Annotated in this window: 18 protein-coding genes; 6 read left to right on the top strand and 12 right to left on the bottom strand. The window is 74.5% G+C overall.

Features of this window, described 5'->3' with window-relative positions:
• Positions 1-28 precede the first annotated feature (28 nt).
• The 7 genes from INN71_RS16980 to INN71_RS17010 form a co-directional block, all read right to left on the bottom strand.
• The gene (locus tag INN71_RS16980) at positions 29-721 is read right to left on the bottom strand and encodes a pyroglutamyl-peptidase I (RefSeq protein ID WP_277500035.1); all 693 of its coding nucleotides are present in this window, start codon (positions 719-721) and stop codon (positions 29-31) included.
• 20 nt (positions 722-741) lie between these two features.
• Positions 742-1,368 carry a TetR/AcrR family transcriptional regulator gene (locus tag INN71_RS16985; protein WP_277500034.1) on the bottom strand — a complete coding sequence of 209 codons (627 nt, stop codon included), beginning with the start codon at positions 1,366-1,368 and terminating at the stop codon, positions 742-744.
• 9 nt (positions 1,369-1,377) lie between these two features.
• The gene (locus tag INN71_RS16990; protein ID WP_277500033.1) at positions 1,378-2,115 is read right to left on the bottom strand and encodes a DUF4184 family protein; all 738 of its coding nucleotides are present in this window, start codon (positions 2,113-2,115) and stop codon (positions 1,378-1,380) included.
• A 1-nt stretch (position 2,116) separates the two neighbouring features.
• Positions 2,117-3,406, bottom strand: coding sequence for an NAD(P)/FAD-dependent oxidoreductase (locus tag INN71_RS16995; protein WP_277500032.1), 1,290 nt, complete (start codon positions 3,404-3,406; stop codon positions 2,117-2,119).
• Positions 3,407-3,436: 30 nt separating this feature from the next.
• The gene (locus INN71_RS17000) at positions 3,437-3,643 is read right to left on the bottom strand and encodes a ferredoxin (RefSeq protein WP_277500031.1); all 207 of its coding nucleotides are present in this window, start codon (positions 3,641-3,643) and stop codon (positions 3,437-3,439) included.
• A 74-nt stretch (positions 3,644-3,717) separates the two neighbouring features.
• Positions 3,718-5,193: a fatty acid desaturase gene (locus INN71_RS17005; RefSeq protein ID WP_277500030.1), complete on the bottom strand. Its 1,476-nt coding sequence runs from the start codon at positions 5,191-5,193 to the stop codon at positions 3,718-3,720.
• A 148-nt stretch (positions 5,194-5,341) separates the two neighbouring features.
• On the bottom strand, positions 5,342-6,058 hold the full coding sequence (locus INN71_RS17010) for a PaaX family transcriptional regulator C-terminal domain-containing protein (protein WP_277500029.1): 717 nt from the start codon (positions 6,056-6,058) through the stop codon (positions 5,342-5,344).
• A gap of 128 nt (positions 6,059-6,186) precedes the next feature.
• Here INN71_RS17010 and INN71_RS17015 point away from each other — a divergent pair, with 128 nt between their 5' ends.
• From INN71_RS17015 to ppgK, 4 genes are all read left to right on the top strand, one after another.
• Positions 6,187-7,821, top strand: a complete 1,635-nt coding sequence (locus tag INN71_RS17015; protein ID WP_277500028.1) for an acyl-CoA dehydrogenase family protein — start codon at positions 6,187-6,189, stop codon at positions 7,819-7,821.
• Positions 7,818-8,585: a crotonase/enoyl-CoA hydratase family protein gene (locus tag INN71_RS17020; protein WP_277500027.1), complete on the top strand. Its 768-nt coding sequence runs from the start codon at positions 7,818-7,820 to the stop codon at positions 8,583-8,585. The genes INN71_RS17015 and INN71_RS17020 overlap by 4 nt, the downstream gene beginning before the upstream one ends.
• A 65-nt stretch (positions 8,586-8,650) precedes the next feature.
• Complete coding sequence (locus tag INN71_RS17025; protein WP_277500026.1) at positions 8,651-9,586, top strand: asparaginase domain-containing protein; 936 nt, start codon at positions 8,651-8,653, stop codon at positions 9,584-9,586.
• A 9-nt stretch (positions 9,587-9,595) separates the two neighbouring features.
• Complete coding sequence (ppgK, locus tag INN71_RS17030) at positions 9,596-10,360, top strand: polyphosphate--glucose phosphotransferase (protein ID WP_277500025.1); 765 nt, start codon at positions 9,596-9,598, stop codon at positions 10,358-10,360.
• A 37-nt stretch (positions 10,361-10,397) separates the two neighbouring features.
• Here ppgK and INN71_RS17035 read toward each other — a convergent pair whose 3' ends face one another.
• Positions 10,398-10,868 carry a MarR family winged helix-turn-helix transcriptional regulator gene (locus INN71_RS17035; RefSeq protein WP_277500024.1) on the bottom strand — a complete coding sequence of 157 codons (471 nt, stop codon included), beginning with the start codon at positions 10,866-10,868 and terminating at the stop codon, positions 10,398-10,400.
• Positions 10,869-10,936: 68 nt separating this feature from the next.
• On the opposite strand from INN71_RS17035, the gene INN71_RS17040 reads away from it, so the two are divergent.
• Complete coding sequence (locus tag INN71_RS17040; RefSeq protein WP_277500023.1) at positions 10,937-13,027, top strand: MMPL family transporter; 2,091 nt, start codon at positions 10,937-10,939, stop codon at positions 13,025-13,027.
• Positions 13,028-13,070: 43 nt separating this feature from the next.
• Here INN71_RS17040 and INN71_RS17045 read toward each other — a convergent pair whose 3' ends face one another.
• A complete protein-coding gene (locus tag INN71_RS17045) occupies positions 13,071-14,789 on the bottom strand; it encodes an endo-1,4-beta-xylanase (protein ID WP_277500022.1) in 1,719 nt (572 codons plus the stop codon).
• Positions 14,790-15,023: 234 nt separating this feature from the next.
• On the opposite strand from INN71_RS17045, the gene INN71_RS17050 reads away from it, so the two are divergent.
• The gene (locus INN71_RS17050; RefSeq protein ID WP_277500021.1) at positions 15,024-15,818 is read left to right on the top strand and encodes a hypothetical protein; all 795 of its coding nucleotides are present in this window, start codon (positions 15,024-15,026) and stop codon (positions 15,816-15,818) included.
• Positions 15,819-15,842: 24 nt separating this feature from the next.
• Here the strand turns inward: INN71_RS17050 and INN71_RS17055 are convergent, their stop codons facing one another.
• The 3 genes from INN71_RS17055 to INN71_RS17065 all read right to left on the bottom strand — a co-directional run.
• Positions 15,843-16,298, bottom strand: coding sequence for a low molecular weight phosphatase family protein (locus tag INN71_RS17055; protein ID WP_277500020.1), 456 nt, complete (start codon positions 16,296-16,298; stop codon positions 15,843-15,845).
• 84 nt (positions 16,299-16,382) lie between these two features.
• Positions 16,383-17,054 (bottom strand): arsenate reductase ArsC, encoded by a 672-nt coding sequence (locus INN71_RS17060; RefSeq protein ID WP_277500019.1) that lies wholly within the window; start codon positions 17,052-17,054, stop codon positions 16,383-16,385.
• A gap of 22 nt (positions 17,055-17,076) precedes the next feature.
• Positions 17,077-17,537: arsenic resistance protein (locus INN71_RS17065; RefSeq protein WP_367619049.1), on the bottom strand; the 461-nt coding region annotated here is incomplete at its 5' end.

Raw genomic sequence — 17,537 nt, forward strand, 5'->3', positions numbered from 1 at the left:
ACACCCGGTTCACCGAGGCCCGGAACGGTCAGGGCAGGGGCGGCGCGGCGTCCGCGCCCGGGGCGGGCAGGTGCCGGGCGGACGGCTGCGGGTCGGGCGTCCCTGGGGCCGCGGCCGCCGGGCCGCCCCGCTCCTCGGTGTCGAGCGCCGCGTCGAGCACGACCCGGACGGCGCGGGCGAGCTCGGGGCGGGACACCACGTCGTACGATGGCACGTGGACGAACCCGGTGCGTGCGGCGGACGGGTCGTCGAGGCGACCGTGCGCGTGCTGCAGCAGGAAGAAGACGTGGTTGCAGACGAAGCGGCCCGCGTCGTGGGAGGGCGCCTCGGGCACGCCGGCCGCCCGCAGCGCCGCGTGCACGGCGGCGAGCGGCAGCGACGAGGGCTCGGTCGCGGCGGCGCCGGGCACGACCGGCTCGCCTTGGGGCTGGTCGCCCGCGTTGTCGGGGATGCGGGCGCTCTGCTCGTTGACCGCCGTGGTCTCGGGCGTCACGGCGTCGCGGCCCAGCGCGAGACCGAGGGCGACGACGACGTCGGGCCGGTGCTCGGCGAGCAGCGCCTCGAGGGCGGTGCGCGACCCGGCGTACTCCACCGGCAGCACGGCGGTGACGAGCCGCTCGGGGCGGTCCCAGTCCTGCGCGACCAACGGCAGCACGTCGCCCGACGGGTTGACGGGCTCGTCGGCGAACGGCTCGAAGCCCGTGAGGAGCACGGTCGCCACGGGCGGGGTCGCCGGGTGGGTCACGGGGCGGCGGGGGCCGGGTCGATCGCGAGCACCCGCGAGGCCACCCACACGACGTCGGCGGCGGTCTCGGCCGGGGTGCCGCTGGGCTGCATGACGTGGCTCAGCATCGAGCGCACGACGACGTCGACGACCACCTCGCGCTGGCGCGGCGTCAGGTCGAGGTCGTACGGCGCGATCCGGTCGCCCAGCATCGTCTTGGCCGTCGTGAGCAGCGACTCCGCGTGCGTGGTGAGCAGCGGCAGCAGCTCGGTCTCCGCGCCGTGGGTGGCCGAGACGACGGCGTGCAGCAGCTCGTTGTCCTGCGCCAGCTCGAGGATCCCTCGGCAGGCCTCGCCGACCGCCGCGAGCAGGTCGTCGGGGTGCTCCTCGAACGCCCGGTCGACCTCGGCGAGGAAGCGGGCCAGCTCGTTGAGCACCATCGCCTCGGCGAGGTCGGGCTTGCCGCCCACCTCGTTGTAGACGGTCTGGCGGCTGACGCCGACGGCGGCCGCGAGCCGCGCCATCGTCACCTTCGCCCACCCGTCGGTGCTCGTCAGGTGGGCGGCGGCCGCGAGGATCCGGTCGCGCAGCGACGGCCCGCCCGCACCGGTGCCCGGGGACTCCCAGCTGGGTGCGACGGCCATGGGTCGATCCTAGGCGCCGGGGGCCGGGCGGCCACGTCCGGCGGGGGTCGCCCGGGCCAGCCACCACCCCGCGACCAGCAGCACGAGCGCGCCCGCCGCAGCCGCGCCGCCACCCTTCACCGCCGCGGTCAGCAGCGCCTCGGGGCCACCGGTCCCGCCGTCGACCCCGCCGTCGAGCGCACGGACGGCGAGCGCTGCGCCAACGAGCGCGGCGGTGACGAGGAGGCCGAGCGCGGTCAGCACCCGTCGGCGGTACGGCGGAGCGAGGGCCGCGCGCGGGCGTCGCAGCACGACGTACCCGAGGACGGCGAGCAGGCCGACGACCGTGCTGACGTGCTGGAGCCAGCGGGCGAGGTCGGTCAGCGCGTCCCACGCCAGGTGGGTGGCGACGCCGAGCGCGGCGGAGACGACGACCCAACCGGCGGTCGTCACGCGGGACCGGCGCCGCGGGCCCCCGGAGCCGGTCCCGGCCCCGGTCGCCCACGCGAGGGCCGGGCGGGCGACGAGCCAGCCCACCCAGAGCAGGAGCGCCACGGGCAGCGCGACCACCACGGCGCCCCGCACGTCGTGCGTCGTGGTGGCGTTGGTCAGCGGCTCGTACCAGGACTGGGCCGAGACCCCGACGCCGCTCGCGCGGACGAAGTAGGGCACGTCGGGGGCGATCGTCCCGGCGACCAGCGCGGCGGCGACGAACGGGGGCCGCAGCAGCGGCAGCACGGCCGCCGGGTGGGCGAGGGTGAACGGCACGTCAGGAGCGGGCGGCCGCAGCCGTGGTGACCGCGAACTCGACCGCCTCGTCCCACGGGCCCCGGGCGGCGATGCGCTTGCGCAGCTTCATCACCTGGCGCGGGAGGTCGATGACGAAGGCGCCCGCGACGACGTCGCCGCGCCGGTAGAGCGCGACGAGCCCGCCGCCGTGCGCCAGGTCGTCGACGACGACCCGCACCTCGTCGGCGCGGGGGGTGCCGACGAACTGGAGGCGGTGGTCGTACCAGTCCGACCAGAAGTAAGGGACGGTCACGACCTCCTGCGCCGACGCGGGGTCGAGCGCGTGGCGCGCGGCGGCCGCGCCGTGGTCGGCCGCGTTGGTCCAGTGCTCGAGGCGGTGGTGCTCCCCGTCGTACAGCGGGTTGGCCACGTGCGCCACGTCGCCGGCCGCCCAGACGCCGGGCACGTTCGTCGCCATCGTCGCGTCGACCACGACGCCGCCGTCGGCCTCGTGCAGCGCGACGCCGCTGCCCTCGAGCCACTCGGTCGCCGGCCGCACGCCGATGCCGAGCACCACGAGGTCGGCGGGCAGCACCTCGCCGTCGTCGAGCCGTACGCCGGTCACCCGCCGCCGCCCGTCGTGCTCCTCGGTCGCGAGCCCGGCGACGCCGGTGCCGAGGCGCAGGTCGGTGCCGGCCGCGCGGTGGATCTCGGCGCACGCGGCGCCGACGTCGGGGCCGATGGAGCGGGTGAGCGGGAGGTCGAGCGCTTCGACGACCGTCACGGGCAGGTCGCGCTTGCGGGCGGCCGAGGCGACCTCGGAACCGATGAACCCGGCGCCCACGACGACCACCCGGGCGCCCGCCTCGAGGGCGTCGCGCACCGTGCGGGCATCGTCGAGGGTGCGCAGCTGGGTGACGCCCTCGACGGGGCCGTCGACGGCCGGGTCGGTGCCGGGCAGCCAGCGCGGGCGCGAGCCCGTGGCGATGACGAGCGCGTCGTACGCCACCCGCTCGCCGCCGTCGAGCAGCACCTCGCGGGTCGCCGTGTCGAGGCCGGTCGCGCGCACGCCCAGGCGCAGGTCGACGCCCAGCTCGTCGCGCAGCACCTCCTCGGTGCGGAAGTGCGCCGCCTCGCCGGCGCCGCGCTCGCCCTCGACGCCCAGGAACGCCTTCGAGAGCGGCGGGCGGTCGTACGGCGGGTGCACCTCGTCACCGACGAGCACGACCTCACCGTCGAAGCCGGTACGGCGGGCTGCCTCCACCGCGCGGAGACCGGCCAGCGAGGCGCCGACGACGACGAGACGGCGTACCGGGGTGGGGGTGCTCACCGGGTCAGTCTGGCAGCCGGGCCGGCTCGCTCAGCCCTGGAGGCTCAGCGCCAGGACGGGGCAGGCGTCGACGGCGGCCGTCAGGTCGCCCCGGTGCTCCTCGCCGGGCGCGTCGTCGAGCACCTCGACGACGCCCTCCTCGTCGACCTCGAAGAAGTCCGGGGCCATGGCCTCGCACATGCCCAGGCCTTCGCACTTCGCCAGGTCCGCGACGATCTTCATGCTCTTCTCCTCCATCGGGGGATCCGTGGTGGCAGCGCCAGGCATCCCACGGCGCTGCCACCCACGAACGGGGGTGGGACGGGGCTCGCTCAGACCGCCTCGGCGCCGAGTGGCACGAAGTCGACCTTGTCGCGCACGCCGCAGTCGGGGCAGGTCCAGTCGTCGGGGATGTCGTTCCAGGCCGTGCCGGCCGCGAAGCCCTCGCGCTCCTCGCCGGCCGCGACCTCGTAGGTGTAGCCGCAGCCGGGGCAGCGGGCGGCCAGCACCTCGTCGACGCCCGCGAGGTCGACCCGCGAGGTGTCCTCGAGGATCCGCTCGGCCTCGGCGACCGCGTCGGCCTCGGCCTGACGGATCGCGGCGGCGCGGGCGCCGTACCGACGCTCGATCGCGGCCCGCCTGCCGGGCTGGATGTTGATCTTGTCGAGGTCGCCGCCGACGTGGACCAGCACCCGCTCGTCCATCACGCGGCGCCACAGCGGGGGCACGGCGGCGAGCACGATCATCCCGGCGTACCCCGTCGGGAGCACCGGGGACTCCTCGAAGTCGCGCAGCGTCTGGTAGCGCCGCGTCGGGTTCGCGTGGTGGTCGCTGTGGCGCTGCAGGTGGTAGAGCAGCACGTTGGTCGCGATGTTGTTGGAGTTCCACGAGTGCTGGGGCAGCACGCGCTCGTAGCGCTGCTTGCCGGCCTTGCCGACCTTCGCCCGCAGCATCCCGTAGTGCTCGAGGTAGTTGACGACCTCCAGCAGCGAGAAGCCGATCACGGCCTGCAGCACGAGGTAGGGCAGGATCTCGACACCCAGCCAGGCCACCAGGGCGCCCCAGAGCGCGAGCGACATGAGCCACGCGTTGAGCACGTCGTTGCCGAGGTGGAACGGGTGCGTGCCCTTGCGGCGGTAGCGCTTCGCCTCGACCTCCCAGGCGCTGCGGAGCGACCCGATCACGGTGCGCGGCCAGAACCGGTAGAAGCTCTCGCCCATCCGCGAGCTCGCCGGGTCCTCCGGCGTCGCGACGCGCACGTGGTGGCCGCGGTTGTGCTCGATGTAGAAGTGGCCGTAGAAGCTCTGCGCCAGCGCGATCTTGCTGAGCCAGCGCTCGTTGGCCTCCTTCTTGTGGCCGAGCTCGTGGGCGGTGTTGATGCCGATCCCGCCGATGCAGCCGATCGAGACGGCGATGCCCACCTTGTCCCAGGTGCTCAGCGTCTCCCCGAGCAGCTCCCCGCCGGCGACCAGCCACATCGCCGCCACGAACCCGGCGTACTGGATCGGGAGGAAGAGGTAGGTGATCCAGCGGTAGTAGCGGTCCTGCTCCAGCTGCTCGATCACGTCGTCGGGCGGGTTCGAGCGGTCGAGGCCGGTCATCAGGTCGATCGCCGGGACGATCACGAGGATGACGACGGGCCCGAGCCACAGCCACACGCCCCAGCCCGTCAGCAACCACGCCGCGATGGCGACGAACGCCAGCGACGGCACCACGAGGCCGATCAGCCACAGGTACCGCTTCCGGTCCCTCCACTGCTCCGTCGAGCCCTCCGGGACGGTCCCGCTCACCCTGCCGACGTCGGTCATCTGGCCGCTCCTCACGCTGGTTCGTGGCGTCGGTGTGGCCGCGCTCACATCCGACGGTTGACAAACCTAGGACAGATGTAAAGCAATTGACAAGAGGCGGCCGGATGTAAAGCCGGCCGGGGACGCGCCACGGCCCCGTGCTCGCGGTTCAGACCGAGGCGAGGTGGCGCAGCTCCGCCTGGTACGCGGCGTACGTCGATCGCAGCGCCGCGCCCGGCCAGTCGGCCGGCAGCAGGGCAGCCGGGAGCAGGGGGTCGGCGGCGAGGTGGCGGACCAGGTGCGCGGCCGCCGCGAGGCGCAGCGCGGGTTCGTGCGTGCGCTGCAGCTGGTCCACCAGGCGGCGTCCCTCGGCCGCCCAGCCGGTCAGGTCCCACAGGCGCGCCGCCACCGAGGCCCGCCCGTCGTCGGGCCGGCCGGTGAACGTGACGAGCACGGGGTCATCGGCGTAGCGCCGTGGGCGGCGGAGGTTGGCCGGGCGCACCCACAGCCCCTCGCGGAGCTCGGCCAGCCGGTGGGCCGTGAGGGTCTCGCGCAGCGCGGCGCGCTCGGGGGCGCTGCGCCCGGCGACCACGACCGCGGCCATCTCCCAGGTGCCGTCCCACGGCGTCTCGGCGTCCAGGACCGCCTCGTCCTGGCGACGTTGCCGCCGCACCAGGCGGTCGCCGAGCACGTAGTCGCCGTCCTCTCGACGTACGTCGCCGGCCGCGACCGCCCGGGTGAGGGCGACCCGCAGGGTCGGCGCCGGGATGCCGAAGTGCTCGCCGGCGCGCACCAGGACGGCCGGGGTCCAGCGCAGGGGCTGCGAGCCGAGCATGAGGGAGAGCACGACCGACCTGGCGGGGAGCGGCTTGAGGTCGAGGTCCACGACCGAGATCCTCCCAGTCTTACGCTCGTAGACACACTCGACGTTCGATCTGTAATGTCGTCGGTGGTCCGCAGGCGCGGTGCCGCGGCGCACGACCCCCGACCTTCGACGGACAAGGGACGACCACGATGACCACGACCCACGAGGTGTTCAACCAGGCCCCGCCACTGGTGGGCCACAACACCGCCGCGGACCCGGCGCTCCGCGAGGGCGTCGAGCGCGAGGGCGCCGCCTGGGCGCTCCCCGAGATCGACGAGCTCGGTCGGCTCGCCGGCACCGCGGAGGCGCAGGACTGGGGGCGCCTCGCCGAGCGGGTGCCGCCGCGCCTGCACACGCACGACCGCTACGGGAACCGTGTCGACGAGGTGGAGTACGTCCCGGCGTACCACCAGCTGATGCGCACGGCCGTCACGCACGGGCTGCACGGCGCGCCGTGGGCCGACGACCGGCCCGGCGCCCACGTCGCGCGCGCCGCGAAGTTCTACGCGTGGCAGGTCGACGCGGGCCACGGTTGCCCGATCTCGATGACGTACGCCGTCGTGCCCGCCCTCCGCGCGAACCCCGAGCTCGCCGCTCGCTTCGAGCCCCTCCTCACCAACCGCGAGTACGACCCCGGGCTGCGCGACCCGGAGTCGAAGCGTGGCCTGATCGCGGGGATGTCGATGACGGAGAAGCAGGGCGGCTCCGACGTGCGCGCCAACACCACGACCGCGGTGCCGCAGGCCGACGGCACCTGGGAGCTGCGCGGCCACAAGTGGTTCACGAGCGCGCCGATGAGCGACCTCTTCCTCACTCTCGCGCAGACGCCGGCGGGCGTCTCCTGCTTCCTGGTCCCGCGGGTGCTGCCCGGCGGCGAGCGCAACGCGATGCGCTTCATGCGCCTGAAGGAGAAGCTCGGCAACCGGTCGAACGCCTCGTCCGAGATCGAGTACGACGCGGCGACCGGCTGGCTCGTCGGCGAGGAGGGCCGGGGCGTGCGCACCATCGTCGAGATGGTCAACATGACCCGGCTCGACTGCGTGATCGGGTCCTCGGCCGGCATGCGCACCGCCGTCACCGCGGCGGCCCACCACGCCCGGCACCGCTCGGCGTTCGGCGAGCTCCTCGTCGACCAGCCGGCGATGGCCAACGTCCTGGCGGACCTGCACGTCGAGTCCGAGGCGGCCACGAGCGCCATGACGCGCCTCGCGGGCGCCAACGACCGCGCGATCCGCGGGGACGAGGGTGAGCAGTCCCTGCGCCGGATCGCGCTGGCCGTCACCAAGTACTACGTCTGCAAGCGTGCGCCGATGGCGGTCGGCGAGGCGCTCGAGTGTCTCGGCGGCAACGGTTACATCGAGGACTTCGACCTGGCCAGGACCTACCGCGAGATGCCGCTCCTCTCGATCTGGGAGGGGTCGGGCAACGTCGCTGCGCTCGACGCGCTGCGGGCCCTGGCGAAGGAGCCGCACACGCTCGACGCCTTCCTCGGCGAGGCCGACCTGGCGCTCGGGGCCGACCGCCGCTACGACGCGGCCGTCGACCGGCTGCGGAAGGAGCTCACCTCCTTCGACGACGTCCAGCTCCGCGCGCGGCGCATCGTGGAGCAGATGGCCCTGGTGTTCCAGGGGTCTCAGCTGGTCCGCCACGCGCCGGCGGCCGTGGCCGACGCGTTCTGCGCCTCGCGGCTCGACCGCGACTGGGGCGGCGCCCTCGGCACGCTGCCGCCCGGGCTCGACCTCGGCCCGGTCCTGGCGCGCACGACGACGGACTTCCCGGGATGACCGTCCACGTCGAGAGCCGCGGGCCCGTCACGGTCGTGACCATCGACCGTCCCGAGGTGCGCAACGCCGTCGACACCCCCACGGCACGGGCGCTGCACGCGGCGTTCGTCGCCTTCGACGCCGATCCCGCGCAGTCGGTGGCGGTCCTCACCGGCGCCGGCGGGACCTTCTGTGCGGGCGCCGACCTGAAGGCGGTCAGCGCCTCCCGCATGAAGATCGCGCCGCCGACCGGTGCTGCCGACGACATCGGGCCGATGGGCCCGTCGCGACTGCAGCTCTCCAAGCCGGTGATCGCCGCGGTCGAGGGGTACGCCGTCGCCGGCGGCCTGGAGCTCGCGCTGTGGTGCGACCTCCGCGTCGCGGACCCCGCGGCGACCTTCGGCGTCTTCTGCCGGCGGTGGGGCGTGCCGCTCATCGACGGAGGCACGATCCGGCTACCGGCACTCATCGGGCGCTCGCGTGCCCTCGACCTGATCCTGACCGGACGTCCGGTCGGTGCCGACGAAGCGCTGCAGATGGGCCTGGCCAACCGCGTCTCGGCCCCGGGCGAGGCGCTGGCCGAGGCCGTCGAGCTGGCCGAGCAGATCGCCGGGTTCCCGCAGGTGTGCCTGCAGCAGGACCGGCTGTCGGTGTACGACCAGCACGGCCTGCCCCTCGACCGCGCCCTCCGGTCGGAGTGGGACCACGGGACCGAGGCGCTCCTCGAGGCCCTCGAGGGTGCCACGCGCTTCCGGGACGGCGCCGGGCGCCACGGCGCCTTCTAGACGAGGCGGCTCCCCGCCGTCGGCCGTGGTGGGATGACGGGCAGGTACGACGGAGGGAGCAGGCCGTGGGCACGGTCGCGGTGGTCACGACGGGCGGCACGATCGCGAGCGTGCGGGACGCCGACGGCACGAGCGCGCCGGCGCTCGCCGCCGCCGAGCTGCTGGCCGGGGTCGCGGTGCCCGCCGGCACCGAGGTGCGCGTCGTCGACCTGCTGGCGGCGGACTCCTCCGTGCTGACGCTCGCCGACATGCAGGCCGTCAGCGACGCGGTGGGCGCCGAGCTGGCGCGCCCCGACACGGTCGGCGTGGTGGTCGTGCACGGCACCGACGCGATGGAGGAGACCGCGCTGCTGCTGGACCTGCAGCACCGCGACCCGCGCCCCGTCGTCGTCACCGGGGCCCAGCGCACCGCCGACGACCCCGACGCCGACGGGCCCGCCAACCTCCGCACCGCCCTCGCGCTCGCGGCGGGGACCCATGGCCGCCCCGACGCCCCCGGCGTGCTCGTCACCATGGGCGGGCGCGTGCTCCCGGCCGCCGGCACGACGAAGCGCAGCACCGTCGCCGTCGACGGCTTCGCCCACGAGCCCGGCGGCGCGCCGCTGCCCCACCTGACCGCGCCCGTCTCCGGCGTGCGCGTCGACCTCGTCGCGGTGCACCCCGGCGGCGACGCCACCCACCTCGACGCGAGCCTCGCGGCCGGCGCGCACGGCGTCGTGCTCGCCGGGCTCGGGTCGGGCAACGCGACACCGGCGATCGTGGCGGGCGTCGCGCGCTGCACCGCCCGCGGCGTACCCGTCGCGGTCTCCACCCGCGTGCCCACGGGCCCCCTGTCCCCGGGGTACGGCGGCGGGGGCGGCGGGCACGACCTCGTCGCGGCCGGCGCCGTGCACGCGCACGTGCTGCGGCCCGGCCAGGCCCGCGTGCTGCTGGCGGCGCTGATCGCCGCGGGCGCCCCGGACGCGCAGGTGCGGGCGGCGTTCGGCCCGCCCGGCTCCTAGGATCGGCGCATGGACCTCCCCCTGGGCATCGACTTCGGCGGCAGCGGCATCAAGGCGGCCCCGGTCGACCTCGACTCCGGCGAGTTCGCCGCCGAGCGCGTGCGCATCCCCACCCCGGAGGCGTCGACCCCCGCGAACGTCACCGCGGTGCTGGAGCAGCTCGCCGAGTCCTTCCCCGCGAGCGACGCGCCCGTCGGAGTGACGGTGCCGGGCATCGTGCGGCACGGCGTCATCGGCTCGGCGGCCAACATCGACCAGAGCTGGATCGGCACCGACGCCGCAGCGGTCTTCGGGGACGCGCTGGGCCGTCCCGTCCACGTGCTCAACGACGCGGACGCGGCGGGCCTCGCCGAGGTCCGGTACGGCGCGGCAAAGGGCCACGACGGCGTCGTGCTCGTGACGACGCTCGGCACCGGGATCGGCGCCGCGATCGTGCACGACGGCGTGCTGGTGCCCAACGCCGAGCTGGGCCACCTGTGGATCGACCTCGGCGAGGGCTCCGACCCGCGCGCCGTGCACGCCGAGTCGTGGACCGCCAACAGCGCCCGCGAGCGCGAGGACCTGTCGTGGGAGGAGTGGGCCGGGCGGCTCACCGTCTTCTACCGCACCCTCGAGCGGCTCTTCTCCCCCGACCTGTTCGTGGTCGGCGGCGGCGTCAGCAAGAAGGCCGACAAGTTCCTGTCGCACGTCGACGTCGACACCCCGCTCGTGCCGGCGACGCTGCGCAACTCCGCCGGCATCGTCGGCGCCGCCCTGGCGGCCAGCCGGGCCTGAGCGCCCGCGCGCTCCCCGGCCTCGCTCCTGGCCCTGCTCAGTGCGGCGCCGGGCCCGCGACGGCCTCGAACGCCTCGACCGCGCCCCGCAGGTAGCGCGCGACGACGGCCCGCTCGGCGTCGTCGAACTCGCCGTCCACCCGGGCGAGGGTGAGGAACATCGGCAGCAGGTGGGCCCGCACCTCGGCGCGCCCGGAGTCGGTCACGTGCACCTCGGTACGCCGGCGGTCGGCCGCGTGCGGGCGCCGCTCGGCGTGGCCGCGGGCGACGAGCCGGTCGACGATGCCGGTCGCGGCCGGCGCCGTGACGTCGAGGCGCCGGGCCAGCTCGGCCGGACCCATCGGCGTGCGGGAGATGGCCTCCAGCGCCGACATCTCGTGGTCCCCCAGGCCCGCGTTCCGCGAGACCAGGCGGTGCACCGCCGCCCCCCGGTCGAGGAGGCGACGCAGGAGCAGGAGCGTCTCGGTCTCCGCCCACCCCTGCCGCAGCTCCGGCCCGGACTCGCTCATTTTGTTTCACCTGCTTAATGGTTAAGGTGACGAACGTTCGTCCCCCGATCTTGGCACAGGAGTGTTCCTTGTCCACCACCCTCGAGCGCCTCCGGACCCTCATCGTCGGCCGCCGCACGGCGTGGGTCGTCGCCCTCCTGCCGCTGCTCCTCGCCGGGACCGTGATCGGTCTCGTCGGCGAGGGCGAGCGCGAGCGGACGCCGCTCGACGCCGTACCAGCCGGGGCGGACAGCACCGCCGCGCTCGAGCTCGCCGAGGAGCTCCCGGAGCAGGACGGGTCGACCGCCATCGTCGTGTTCACGGCAGGCGAGGCGGGCTCCGACGCCGACCTCGCGCCGTACCTGCCCGACCTCGAGGCCGCGGTGGGTGAGCTGGTCGCGACGTACGGCGGGAGCGGCGGCCAGGAGCAGGGCGGCCAGGAGCAGGGCGGGGGCGGTGGTCCCGGTGTCGTGCCCGCCGAGGACGGCACGGCGGCGATCGGCATCGTGCCGCTCGACGCGTCGACCTCGACCGAGGTGGCCGACGCGGTGGAGGACCTGCGCGCCGACCTCGACGAGCTCGTGCCCGACGGCGTGGAGGCCCAGGTGACCGGGCCGGCGGGCATCCAGGCCGACCTGGCCGCGGTCTTCGCCGGGGCCGACACGCGCCTGCTGCTCGTCACGGCCCTGGTGGTCGCGGTGCTGCTCGTCGCGACCTACCGCAGCCCCGTGCTGTGGATCGTGCCGCTGGTCGTCGTCGGCGCGGCCGACCGGCTCGCCGCGATCCTCGCCACCCAGGTCATGGCGGTCCTCGACGTCGCGTGGGACGAGTCGACGGTCGGCATCCTGTCGGTGCTCGTGTTCGGGGCCGGCACCAACTACGCGCTGCTGCTCATCTCCCGCTACCGCGACGAGCTGCGCACCCACGAGGACCGCCGCGAGGCCATGGCGCTCGCGCTGCGCCGTACTGCCGAGGCCGTGCTGACCAGCGCGTTCACCGTCGTCGCGGGCGTCCTGACCCTGCTGCTGTCGCTCACCCCGACCACCCGCGGCCTCGGGCTCGCGTGCGCGGTCGGCATCGCGGTGGCGGCCGGGTTCGTGCTGCTCGTGCTGCCCGCGGCCCTCGTCTGCTTCGGCCGCTGGGTGTTCTGGCCGCAGGTGCCGCGCCACGGCGACCGCGTGCTCGCCGAGACCCGCTCGACCTGGCGGCGCGTCGGGGACGCGGTGGCCCGCCGCCCGCTGGTGTACGTCGCCGGCGCCACCGCCGTGCTCGCCCTCATGGCCGTCGGCACGTTCCGCATCTCGACCGGCCTCGACACGGCCGAGCAGTTCCTCGACCAGCCCGAGGCGATCACGGCGAGCGAGCGCCTGGCCGAGTCGTTCCCCGCCGGCGCCGCCGAGCCCACCCAGGTCGTCACGCGGGCCGACGCCGCCGAGGTGCTCGCCGCGGTCGAGGGGGTCGACGGCGTGGTGCAGGTCGTGCCGTCGGCGCAGGGCGACGGCATCACCCAGCTCGACGTCACGCTCGCCGCCACCCCCGGCGGCGACGAGGCGGAGCAGACCGTGCGCGACCTGCGATCGGCGCTCGCGTCGTACGACGACACCCACGTCGGCGGCGCGTCCGCCGACTCCCTCGACGAGGCCGAGGGCAACGCCCGCGACCGGCTCGTCATCCTGCCGCTCATCCTGCTGCTGGTGCTCGGCGTGCTGGTGGTGCTGCTGCGCTCGCTCGTCGCGCCGGTGGTGCTCGTCGCCACGGTCCTGGCGACGTGCGTCGCGGCGCTCGGCGCGTCGTGGTGGGTGTTCACCGGGCTGCTGGGCTTCGACAACCTGGCGGGCAACGTGCCGCTCTTCGCGTTCCTGTTCCTCGTGGCGCTGGGCGTGGACTACAACATCTTCCTCGTCACCCGCGCCCGCGAGGAGGCGGCGGAGCACGGCACCCGCGAGGGCGTGCTGCGTGCGCTCGGGGCGACCGGTGGGGTCATCACGAGCGCCGGCATCCTGCTCGCGGCCGTCTTCGCGGTGCTCGGCGTGCTCCCGCTCGTGGTGCTGGCGCAGCTCGGCGTCGTCATCTGCCTCGGTGTGCTGCTCGACACGCTGCTCGTGCGCACCGTCGTCGTGCCCGCCATCGCGCTCGTGCTCGGCGAGCGGTTCTGGTGGCCGCGGAAGGTCCACGCCTGAGACGGGCCGCCTCGCGATCGGGAGCCCCGCAGGCACGCGCCGGTCAGTCCGCGAGCACCTCCCGCAGCGCGGCGTACGCCGGCGTCGGCCTCCCGTCGGAGAACAGGAAGTCGTGGCCCTGCTGCAGGCCGCCGTCGTCGTCGACGAACCAGTCATACCGGTCGTCCACCCCCCACGTCGTCCAGGAGACGCACGCCTGCGAGCGGAGGCAGGTCGCGAGGACGGTGGCGTACTGCTCCGCCTGTGCGTCCCGGCCCTCGGCGTCCGTGACGTCGTTCTCGGAGATCCGGGCGACCAGCCCGACGTCCTCGACGGCGTCGAGCGTCGTCGCGAGGTCGTCGGCCGAGATGGCGTCGGTGTCGAGGTCGTAGACGTGCGACTGCAGGCCCACGCCGTCGATGTGGCCACCCTGCTCGTTCGTGTCGAGAGCGAGCCGGAGCAGGGCGTCCTGACGGGGCCCCGGAACGTCGGCGCCGTTCTCGTTGATGAACTGCCGGACGGCCGGGTCGGCGTCGTGGACCGCCTGCGAGACCACGACCGGGTACGTCGGCCCGAAGACACGGTGCCAGACGTTCTCCTGCAGGGTGGTGCCCTGGTCGACGTCGAACGGTTCGTTGACGACGTCGAGCGAGTCGAGACGGCCCCGGAAGTGGGTGACGACGGTGGTCACGTAGTCGAGCAGGACCGCGGCGCTGGCCCGGCGCTCCTCCGCGGAGTCGGCGGGGAGCTCCCGCATCCAGCGGGGCATGGCCTCGGAGAACGCGATGGTGTGGCCGTGCACGGCGATCCCCCCGCTCTCCGCGAGGTCCAGGAGGGCGTCGGCCTCCTCGAAGGTGTACTCGCCCGGCCGCGGGGAGAGGGCCTGCGGCTTCATCGCGTTCTCCGGGGTGAGGGCGCCGAACTCGCCCACGAAGCTGTCCGCGTAGTCCGCGTCCGAGACGAGCGGGCCGAGGGCCACCGCCGCCCCCACCAGGAAGTCCGGGCGCGAGCGGGCGGCGAGAGCCTGCAGACCGCGCGGCGACGACCCGGCGTCCGTCGCGGCGGGACCGGCGGTCGCCAGATGCGCACCACCCGGCGCAGCGGCGGTGAACGACCTGACCGAGAAGGACCCTTCCTCGCTCGACAACCCCAGCCAGAGCTCGCCCGAGCCGAACACGTCGCCGAGGGGCACCGACGACAGCGTCTCGCTGCCGCTCGCGACGGCGAGGTCGTCGCCGGAACGGTGCACGGAGAGCTCCGCCTCGGGGTCGGGGACCGTCACGTGCTCGTCGTACGCCGGCTGCGGGTCGGTCACGTCCTGCTGGGGGGAGCCGTCGAAGACGGCGATCCGGAGGTCCTCCCCGTCGAGCGTGAGCTGCAGACCTGCCGGCTCGATGCGGAACTCGTCGGCGATCACCGGCGGGCTGTCGTGGACAGCCAGGGTGGCGTCGGCGGTCACGTCCGTGAACGACGCGCTGAGGGAGAAGTCGTCCGCGGCCACCAGGTGCGTTCCCGCGAGGTTGACCGGCGGGTCCGGCTGGCCTCCCCCGCCGTCCTGCTCGACGATGCTCCTCCCCGTGGCGGACACCCGCAGTGCGCCACCGTCCGCACCACCCTCCGGCACGACCCCGGGCACGTGCCCCCAGTCCTGCTGCAGCAGGTCGACGACGGTGCCCCGCTCGGTCGGCGCGTCGGTCGATGTGCAGCCCGCGAGGGCGAGGAGGAGTCCGACGGTCACGCCCACCAGCCAGGGCTCCACGGGATGGGTTCTCGGTGCTGCCACGGCTCGCATCCTCCCGTGTGGTGGGGCCTTCGTCCGACCTGGCGCCGCGAATCGTGCTGTCGCGTCCTCGGGTGCGGCCAGGTTCGGCGGGTGGGCGACGAGGAACCTGGGAGATGGCGCGGGTGGACGCACGAGGTGGGCGAGCCGCCGCGCGAGCGACGGGGACCGGGAACCGATCGGAGCACCACCGCGTCCGACCACCTGTCGGCTCGCGTTCCGAGGGAGGTGCCCGCCATGGCCGGGTGGAGGTCGGTGACCGTCGTCGTCGCGGCTGTCGGGCTGGTGCTCGGCGGCTGCACCGCGGACGAGGAGCCCGCGCGGTCCGCGGACCCCTGCCCCCCGGTGAGCGCTCCGGTCCCGAGCCGACCGCCCGAGGTGGACGCGTCCGTCGTCCGCGGCCTCGCGGGCTACGACTACGAACCCTTCCCCACCCTGACCGCCGCGGTCGAGGAGCACGACGTCGCCGTCAGCGGCCGCGTGCGGGGCTGGTCGGACGGCGGGTCGGTCCGCCACGGCCGCTACCGCCGCTACTTCGCCGTCCTGACCGTCGACGTCGAGCACGCGACCAAGACGCTCGACCCCACGCAGCGCGAGGTCGCCCACGTGGTGGTCGAGCGGGGCATGGAGCCGGTGGACGCAGACGGGGCGCCCGTCCAGCACACCGGCCGTTCCACGCCGACGCCCGTGCCCACGGTCGAGGAGTACGAGCGCGCCACCCCCGCCGGTGCCCGCGTGCTGGTCATCGGCAGTCCCCCCGACGACGCAGTGCCCGAGCCCACCCCACCGGCCGACGCAGGTCCGTGCCCCGGTTCCGGTCCGCCCGCCGGAGCGCCCCTGGTCAGGCCCGCCCTCCAGGGCTTCCTCGTCGAGACGACGAGCGGCGGGTTCGACTCGATGGTGGTCGAGGTCGCGGACCTCGAGCACTGGGCCCGGCACGCCGCCGAGCTCGCCGGGAGCGACGCGACCACCCCCGGGACCCCCGGGAGCTACCAGGTGCTGGTGGAGGAGCTGAGGGCCGCCACGCGCTGACCAGGCCCGCTCGAGCCGGGATCCTCAGTCGGTGGCGAGGAGGCTCGGCGGGAGGTCGATGTCCGACACGAGCTCGACGAGGAGCTCACGGACGCGGCCGTCGATGTCGGCGATGATCCGTCGTACCTCGGTCTCGTCCTGCCCCTTGGGGTCGTCGAGGGGCCAGTCGCGGTAGCGGGCGCCGGGGACGTAGGGGCAGTTCTCGCCGCAGCCCTGCGTGATGGCCAGGTCGCTCCCGGCGATCATCTCGGTGGTCAGCAGCTTCGGGGACTCCCGTGACGTGTCCAGTCCGAGGGACTCCAGCACGCGGGCGACCTCGGGGTGGACGTGCTCACCGGGCTCGGTGCCGGCGGAGATCGCGACCACGCGGCCCCCGGCGTAGTGCTCCGTCAGCAGGCGGGAGGCGACCGAACGGCCGCCGTTGGCGCGGCAGGCGAACACCACGGTGGGCACGGTCGAGTCGGACGTCGATGCGGTCATGCGGAGGGGCTCCTAGATGTGGGGTCGAGGTGAGGGGGACGCTGCCGGCCCGGCGCAGGGCGGCCGGGATGGCTGCTCGCGGTCTCAGCTGTTGGTGAGCTCGTCGACGAGGGCGCGGGCTCGGGTGTCGATCTCGTCGCGGATCGCTCGGACCTCGGCGGGGCTCTTGTGGTCGGGGTCCTCGAGCGCCCAGTCGAGGTAGGTCTTGCCGGGGTAGATCGGGCACGCGTCGCCGCATCCCATGGTGATGACGACGTCAGCCGCCCGCACCACGTCGTCGGTCAGCGGCTTGGGGAACTGCGCGGAGAGGTCGAGGCCGATCTCGGTCATCACCTCGAGCACGGCGGGCTCGATCTCCTCTGCCGGCCGGGAGCCGGCGGAGCGGACGTGGATCCGACCCTGGGCATGGTGCTCGATCAGTGCCGCCGCCATCTGGGAGCGGCCGGCGTTCTGCACGCACACCAGCAGGACCTCGGGTACGTCGTGGGCGATGGCGCCGCGCGACTGCGCCAGCGCGGTGAGGCGGTCGTGGGCGAAGGTCTCGGCCAGGGTGGGGAGGTACGCGGTGACCTTCGCGGTCCGTTTGAGCGCGGTGTAGGACTCGAACAGGTAGCGCTCGATGGTCTCCTCGGTGAAGTGCCCCGAGAACTGTGACGCGAGCCGATGCGCAGCGGCGTGGAGCAGGTCGTGGGGGTCGCTGATGCCCGGCATCAGGGGGGCGCGCTCAGCAGTAGGAGAGGACGGGGGCTGGGTCACGGGGTTCTCCTCGGTGCTCGGGTCAGGCAGCGGACGGCTGGATGGTCGTCTTGTCGTTGCGGTCACGCAGCCACAGGGCGACGTACACGAGGGCGACGAGGACGGGCACCTCGATGAGGGGACCGACGACGCCGGCCAGGGCCTGGCCCGAGGTGACGCCGAAGGTGCCGATCGCGACCGCGATGGCCAGCTCGAAGTTGTTGCCGGCCGCGGTGAACGCCAGCGTCGAGGTCTTGGCGTAGCCCAGCCGCAGGCGGACACCGACGACCCACGAGACGCCGAACATGACGAGGAAGTAGGCCAGCAGCGGCAGCGCGATCCGGGCCACGTCCCAGGGCTGGGAGGTGATGGCGTCACCCTGGAGGGCGAACAGCACGACGATGGTGAACAGCAGCCCGTAGAGGGCCACGGGGCCGATCCTCGGCAGGAAGGTGCCCTCGTACCAGTCGCGACCCCTGGTCCGCTCGCCGACGAGGCGCGTGA

The sequence above is a fragment of the Nocardioides sp. ChNu-153 genome, assembly GCF_030466625.1.
GTDB lineage: Bacteria > Actinomycetota > Actinomycetes > Propionibacteriales > Nocardioidaceae > Nocardioides.

Coding starts and splice junctions, on each gene's coding strand:
- INN71_RS16985 (WP_277500034.1), bottom strand. CDS start 1,368: ATGGCCGTCGCACCCAGCTGGGAGTCCCCGGGCACCGGTGCGGGCGGG.
- INN71_RS17000 (WP_277500031.1), bottom strand. CDS start 3,643: ATGGAGGAGAAGAGCATGAAGATCGTCGCGGACCTGGCGAAGTGCGAA.
- INN71_RS17005 (WP_277500030.1), bottom strand. CDS start 5,193: ATGACCGACGTCGGCAGGGTGAGCGGGACCGTCCCGGAGGGCTCGACG.
- INN71_RS17015 (WP_277500028.1), top strand. CDS start 6,187: ATGACCACGACCCACGAGGTGTTCAACCAGGCCCCGCCACTGGTGGGC.
- INN71_RS17020 (WP_277500027.1), top strand. CDS start 7,818: ATGACCGTCCACGTCGAGAGCCGCGGGCCCGTCACGGTCGTGACCATC.
- ppgK (WP_277500025.1), top strand. CDS start 9,596: ATGGACCTCCCCCTGGGCATCGACTTCGGCGGCAGCGGCATCAAGGCG.
- INN71_RS17035 (WP_277500024.1), bottom strand. CDS start 10,868: ATGAGCGAGTCCGGGCCGGAGCTGCGGCAGGGGTGGGCGGAGACCGAG.
- INN71_RS17050 (WP_277500021.1), top strand. CDS start 15,024: ATGGCCGGGTGGAGGTCGGTGACCGTCGTCGTCGCGGCTGTCGGGCTG.
- INN71_RS17055 (WP_277500020.1), bottom strand. CDS start 16,298: ATGACCGCATCGACGTCCGACTCGACCGTGCCCACCGTGGTGTTCGCC.